The following is a 6402-nucleotide window of genomic DNA, read 5'->3' as shown; positions in this document are numbered from 1 at the left end:
AATAAGCACAACGCTCATGGTGAGTCACCTTTCTTCCTGTCGTGAAACGGTTTTGCGCCTCCGGGAAATGTCGACATATCCGGCACCCCACTTCAGCTGACCTCAAAGTATCTGTAACTATGGGTTACGCGCAATGTGTGGTCCCTCACCTGAAAGCGCAGGGTGATGCGCAGATCACGCTGCGTTCGACGGCGGACTTACCTGGCTAGAACCATGTTCACGAACTCATCGGCGAGTGCGTGACGGTCCGCACCGCTGCGAGGAACCGCATCGGGCGCACTGTGCACCAGCTGCATCTGCCCCAGGTACATCGAATACGCAAGTACGCCACGATGTTCCGCCTTCTGCCTGCCCATACCCAGATCGACCAACAACGTCACGATGTACGCAACGCGACGCTCGGTGACACGCCGTACCGCCGCCGAAACCAACGGATGGTCGATCCCGGCAAGCAGTTCCAACTCCGCACGACGATCGGCCAGTCCGGTCGTGACCGCATCGACCAGACGACGCAATCGAGCCTCCGCCGGTTCACCAGAGGACTCGACGGAGGAGATCAGTCTCTCGGTTGCCAAAACTTCCCACCGGCCGAGCGCAGCTTGCAGCAATTCGTCGCGGTTGGCGAAGTGCCAATAAAAGGAACCCTTGGTCGATCCCAGCGTCCGTGCCACCTTCTCCACAGCGACGGCACCTGGCCCGTGGCTGGTCAGAGCCTCGAAGGCAGCATCGATCCACTGATCGCGGGAGAGTCGGGCACGGGCATTCGTCACCTCCGTACGGTACCGTATGGGTAAGTTCCATACGGCACCGTACGGAGGACGAAATGACACTCGCTTTCAAGGCAATGCCTGCACCGGACTGGGCAGAAGCCACCACGATCACCATCCCGTCTGTTCCGACCCATACATCCGAGGAGTGGGCACAGGCAGTCTTCGACGTCAGGAATGTCCCCGCACCCGTCCTCGCGATGTTCTGGCTCAGGGAGCGGGTAGTCGGACTGCTCGGCATCGCCAAGGGACGCCCGGACACCTTTGCCGTCGACAAGATCGCCGACGGCGAGGCCCTCATCGAGGCGGACGAGAAACACCTTCGATTCGTCGCCTCGGTTCAGGCCGACAACGACGCCGGCCTCCTGCACGTCGCCACCGCCGTGGAGCTGAAGAACCGCGCGGGCCGAATCTACTTCGCACCCGTTCAGGTACTGCACGGCGTGATCACGCGGGCAATGATGACGTCCGCTCGAAAGAGACTGTGCACGTGATCAACCGTCCGGACCGCCCTTGAGTTCGAGGCTGATCTGATCGGCATCCAGCGCGGCAAGTGCCGATCCGAGCATCCGTGCGTCGAACACGCCGTCGTCACGTGCGTCGAGCAGTGCCTGACGCTGCGCGTCGATCACGTCGAGGCGGATCCTCTTTTTCGACCGACCCTCTGGCGGAACGACACTCGCAGCAGCATCTTCGAGGAGGTCGAGCAACCTGCGATGCTCGTCTAGTTCGGATTCGGTGAGGTCCTGCGCTGCCGGACCGGTCGCCACTACGACGCGCTTCAACGTTCCTCCCTGAAGGATCAACGAGCCTGCTGCCACCATGAACGCAACCAAGATCAGGAGCGATCGACTCGGGGTGTCTTCCGGCAGAGTCTGCGCTGCAGCCAGAGTGACCGCCCCGCGCATGCCGGCCCAGATGACGATCGTGCCTTCACGCCATCCCAACGGCGCAGCAAGGTAGTAGTCGATATCGGCAACCGTCCGCCGAACCCGAACCTTGAACCTTTCCATCTGATTCGCCGAAGGTGCCCGGCGCCTGCTGCGTCGTTCGCCTGGCGGGTAATCCTCGGGATTGTCGAGGCGATTCGCGATGTCGGAGAGTCTGGGTTTCATGCGTTCACGAAAATTCGCCCGTGCTTGGAGCGCTCGCAGGAGCGGGGCCACGTACAGAGCCCGCACCAAGATCGTGAGGAACAGTGCACCCGCCGCCACGAAGACCGCCGTGAATATGCCCTCGTGGTCGACCCGGACATCGTCGACTATCGACGAGAGTTCGAGGCCCATCACCAGGAAGATCGCACCTTCGAGGACCAATTCGACTGTGCGCCAGTTCTGGGAGTCGGACAACCGGTGTCGCGGTGACAGCTTCCGAGGAGCGTCGTAGCCGGTGACGAGCCCGGCCACGACGGCAGCAACCAATCCTGACGCACCCAACTCTTCGGCGGGGATCGCCGCCAGAAACGGCACCGTGAACGAGATGACCGTGTTGACCGTCGAATCGGTGACACGGGCGCGAACCATCAGGTTGACCTTGCCGACGACAACTCCGATGACCGCGGCCACGACGACGGCAAAAGCGAACTTGCCCAACACACTCCACAGCGACACCGATGCGGCGGCCCCGGCGATGGCAGTACGCAACAGGACCAGAGCGGTGGCGTCGTTGAGCAGGCTTTCGCCTTCGAGGATCGACACCACCCGCGGCGAGACCGGGAGTTTCTTGACGATGGACGTCGCGACGGCATCCGTCGGGCTCACGATCGCACCGAGTGCAATGCCCCACCAGATACCGAGTCCTGGTATCACCCAGGAGAAGAACACACCGAGAACAAGCGCACTCACGACCACGAGCAGAACGGAAAGCCCACCGATGGCACCGAACTCACGCCGAAACTCCATCGACGGCATCGAGACCGAGGCGGAGTACAGCAGTGGTGGAAGCACGCCTGCCAGAATCCATTCCGGGTCGATGTCCACTGCTGGGACAAATGGTAAGAGGCTGACAACGATCCCGGCCATCACCAGAATCAACGGTGCTGCGACTCCGATCCGCGCTCCGAGCGTCGAGGCCGCGACGATTCCGAGCAGACCGAGCACCACGATGATCAGAGCGTCCACTGCTTCCCCCTGTACCCCCGGATTTGTGTCTGGCTCTTTCTACACCTTTGCCGGAGACGGGGGCGAGACCCGCCACGCGACGGCGATCAGAACAACCGTGAACGCCGATGCGGGCCACAGAGCGTGAAGACCGATCCACCGATGAACGAGCGCACCGACCACCGCGCCCGCGATCAACCCCGCGCACATCCCGAAGTGCTGCAGCCACGCCCACTTCGGGCCACCCAGAAAGGCTCCGGTCAGACGCTGGCCCATCTTGACCAGCGCACCGGTCATGTACGTGACACCGATCGTCACCTCGCCGTCGCGCTGGAAAACCGAGTTGACGGCTCCCATCGCCAAAGCCATCGCCGAGATCGCGCCGGGGGTGACGTCGAGGCTGCTCATCACCGAACCGATGGCCAGCAGCCCGGCTACAACCGCGAGCACCGTGACCTTGCGGGCCCGGACCGAATAGCGCTCCGTGAAGTGGGTGACGACGGTTCCCAGCGCGATTCCCAGAAGGAAGAGCACGATGATTCCGCCGGCAACCCTCGCGGTCGACCACACCCCGTCGGCAAATGCGACGCTCGCCTGCGTCATGTTGCCGCTCATGAACGAAACGAAAGGCCCACCGAGCGTGATGAATCCGAGCGCGTCGACGTAACCGGCCAACCCGGCGAGCGCTGTCGCCAGGCCGATCAGCGACCTGCTGTATCCCGTCACCCGACGAGCTCGGTTCAGCTCAGCTTGCTGGTGCGCAGCTCGTGGCCCTTGGACGTCTTGCAGCGGCCGGTCTCGAGATCCCACTGCCAGCCGTGCAGATCGCAGGTGAGGTTGGTGCCGTCGACGACACCGAACTTCGACAGGTCAGCCTTGAGGTGGGGGCAACGACGCTGAATCTCGTACCCGCCCAACTCGATAGACGCGCTGTCGTCGTGGGCCTCGGCGAACCAGCCGTCGGCGTACGCGATGCGCTCGTCGGTGAGGCACTTGAAGAACGTGTAGAGGAATTCGTTGTACCCACCGATGCGCCACGCCGTGAAGCGTGTCGACAGGAAGATGGTGTTGACCCAGTCGGGCTCGTCGTCGCGCAGAACGGTGCGAACCAGTTCGGGAGCGATGCGGAAGCCGTAGCGGTACTTACCTTCTCCGTCGATGGGCTCACGAACGATCCGCTTCGGGAAGTCGAGGACGACCGTCTCCTCTCCCATCACGAGTCCGACGGGGTAGCCGATTCCGTCGCAGATCAGATCGGACTGAGCCATGATCGGCTCGAACTTGGCCTTGAGACCGTCGAGCAGCGGCTCGCCTTCGGCCGGAGCCCACGTGGCCTTCTGCGCGGCGATGACCGGTGCCATCTTCTGGGCCATCTTCTCGATGTACTCGGCCTTGTTGGAGAAGATCTTGTCGACGTCTGCGTCCGGGATGGGATGCGTCAGCGCGACCTTCTCGCTTCCGCGAAGTTCGACGGCCGAGCCGGGGATCATCAGCAGACCACGATCGTTGCCGTTGATGCGCATCTGCTCGAGGAACGTGATCTGGTCGGGGAAGATGTTTCCCTCGTCGCCGTGATCGTCGTTGAGGTAACGCAGGTCGTCGTCGAGGAAGACCGGCGGGCCGGCCGACGGAACAACCCAGGCAGCGTCGACCTGGGAGATGTAGTTGCGGCAGCGGTCCATGCCGCGCTGACGCTTCTGCTTGCCGAAGTTGCGCTTGGTGCCCTTCGGGATGTCGTAGACCATCGGGTACCAGATCGCGCCCGAGTACTGCAGCAGATGGATGTCGACCTTCCCGAAGGCGTCGGTCAGCGGGTCCAGATCGACGGGCCTGGCGTCGTTCATGTTGAAACAGGTGGTTTCCCCGTCCGAGACGACGAGGCCCGAGTCACCGATCGGACCGTCCGCGGGAGCGCGCAGAGCGATGATCATGATGTCGAGATCGCCCTTGGGACCGCTGACGGTGTGCTTGACGGAGTCTTCCGTCTCGAAGAACTTGTGGAAGCCGAGCTTCTCGAGTTCACGCTTGAGGTCCGGCACCGGGTAATCGGGGAGCAGGACTGTGGCGTCCTTGTTGACGTGCGCGATCAGATTCTTCGGATCGAAGTGGTCCTTGTGCAGGTGCGAGACGTAGAGGTAGTCGCAATTGCCCAGCGCGTCCCAGTCCAACTCTGTGTTGTCGGGGAACGGCACCCAGGACGCAAAATACGTCGGGGTCACCCATGGATCACACAGGATGGATCCGGCCTCGGTCTGGATGTGAAATCCTGCGTGGCCGACGCTGGTGATCTGCATTGCAACCTCCGAAATCGTACTGCTGGTCAACTCAGCATAGTCGGCGCGATCAGGGCCAAATCGCGATCGAGGAGGCGGCCGGTTGTGACGTCATGCACGTCAGAGGTCGAAAGTGGGTTGTGAAGCAGACCTGCCGGTGACGCGGACAACACTCTCTGTGCTGGCGTGTTCGCCGTATTTCTTGGCGCTCGCGGGAGCTGTTTCAGCATTCCCGAAGACAACCCCTAAGGCTAACCTAACAAGCATGACTCGACTCCTTTCTCCCTCCACGACCGATCGCGACTACTGGGCGATCGTGGACAACCTGACGCGACGCGGTTTCTTCGGCGTCGGCGCGGGCGTCGCTGCGGCCGCGTTTCTCGCCGCGTGCGGCAGCACGGAAAGTTCGACGCCCGAGAACGCGGAGACCTTCGAGTTCACTCGCGGCGACGAGAAGCTGATCATTCCGACGGACCCGCAGAACGTCGTTGCCCTCGACCCGCGGGACGGCCTCGAATTGTCGATCCTCGCCGGATACCCGGTGACCGCCTACCCGACCGGCGCAGCCGAACACCTACGCCGTGAGGTCCCGGATGCCACGGGTGTCGAGATCTTCGCCGAAGGTGCTTCCGATCCCAACTTCGAATACATCTCGACTCTCGGCGCAGACCTTCTCGTCCTCAGCGCCGGCTGGTGGGACACCGGGTCGTACGGCAACGACCGGATGCAGCAGATCGCACCGGTCCTGCCCGTCGGCAAGGACTTCACCCCGGAGTGGCGGAAGGTCATGTCGGACTTCCTCACCGGCATCGGGCGCAGCGATCGCGCCGAAGAAGTACTCGCCGAGTACGACGCCCATGTAGCTCAGGTCCGCCCGACCGTCGAACCGCTGATGGCCGGCAAGAAGGTTGCCTTCGTCGCCGCCGCGGAGGATCAGATCGCGTGGTTCCAGAACGATTTCCGCACCGCCGTCGCCGAGGACCTGGGATTCGAGGTGCTCCGTGAAGGCCCCGACCTTCGCGTGATGCTCGGATCGGAGCAGTTCAACCGTCTGGAAGAAGCCGACGTCATCTTCGCCTTGGATCGCAGCGCCTCCGGCAGCGTGTACACCTCGCCGACGTGGCAGCGTCTGCCCGCTGCGCAGGCTGGTCGAGTGATTCCCTTCGACTACTACAAGGCCGCGGGATACGCCTTGACCGCCAAGGTTCTCGTCGACGACTTGGCGGCCGGGGTCAAGCGGTAGAACCCGACCTTCGTCAACCC

6 protein-coding genes are annotated in these 6402 nt (G+C 62.8%); 2 read left to right on the top strand and 4 right to left on the bottom strand.

Features of this window, described 5'->3' with window-relative positions; all coding sequences use genetic code 11:
* Window positions 1-197: 197 nt before the first annotated feature.
* Window positions 198-770, bottom strand: coding sequence for a TetR/AcrR family transcriptional regulator (locus RWT78_RS14490; protein WP_314676399.1), 573 nt, complete (start codon window positions 768-770; stop codon window positions 198-200).
* A gap of 53 nt (window positions 771-823) precedes the next feature.
* On the opposite strand from RWT78_RS14490, the gene RWT78_RS14485 reads away from it, so the two are divergent.
* Window positions 824-1261 (top strand): DUF2867 domain-containing protein, encoded by a 438-nt coding sequence (locus RWT78_RS14485; RefSeq protein ID WP_314676397.1) that lies wholly within the window; start codon window positions 824-826, stop codon window positions 1259-1261.
* Here the strand turns inward: RWT78_RS14485 and RWT78_RS14480 are convergent, their stop codons facing one another.
* From RWT78_RS14480 to RWT78_RS14470, 3 genes are read right to left on the bottom strand one after another with little or no spacing between them, the layout of a single operon-like run.
* Entirely contained in the window at window positions 1262-2887 is a 1626-nt protein-coding gene (locus RWT78_RS14480) for a sodium:proton antiporter (protein ID WP_314676395.1), read from the bottom strand.
* Between the two features lie 39 nt (window positions 2888-2926).
* Window positions 2927-3592: a YoaK family protein gene (locus RWT78_RS14475; protein WP_054781194.1), complete on the bottom strand. Its 666-nt coding sequence runs from the start codon at window positions 3590-3592 to the stop codon at window positions 2927-2929.
* 14 nt (window positions 3593-3606) lie between these two features.
* Complete coding sequence (locus tag RWT78_RS14470) at window positions 3607-5160, bottom strand: MBL fold metallo-hydrolase (protein WP_003942885.1); 1554 nt, start codon at window positions 5158-5160, stop codon at window positions 3607-3609.
* A 244-nt stretch (window positions 5161-5404) separates the two neighbouring features.
* Between RWT78_RS14470 and RWT78_RS14465 the strand changes: the two genes are divergently transcribed.
* Window positions 5405-6382: an ABC transporter substrate-binding protein gene (locus tag RWT78_RS14465; protein ID WP_003942949.1), complete on the top strand. Its 978-nt coding sequence runs from the start codon at window positions 5405-5407 to the stop codon at window positions 6380-6382.
* Window positions 6383-6402: the final 20 nt, after the last annotated feature.

Origin of the sequence: uncultured Rhodococcus sp. (genome assembly GCF_963525155.1) — a bacterium.
GTDB classification, from domain to species: Bacteria; Actinomycetota; Actinomycetes; order Mycobacteriales; family Mycobacteriaceae; genus Rhodococcus_F; species Rhodococcus_F qingshengii.
The sequence above is the reverse complement of the archived record's forward strand: the minus strand, read 5'-3'. Positions and strand labels throughout refer to the sequence as shown.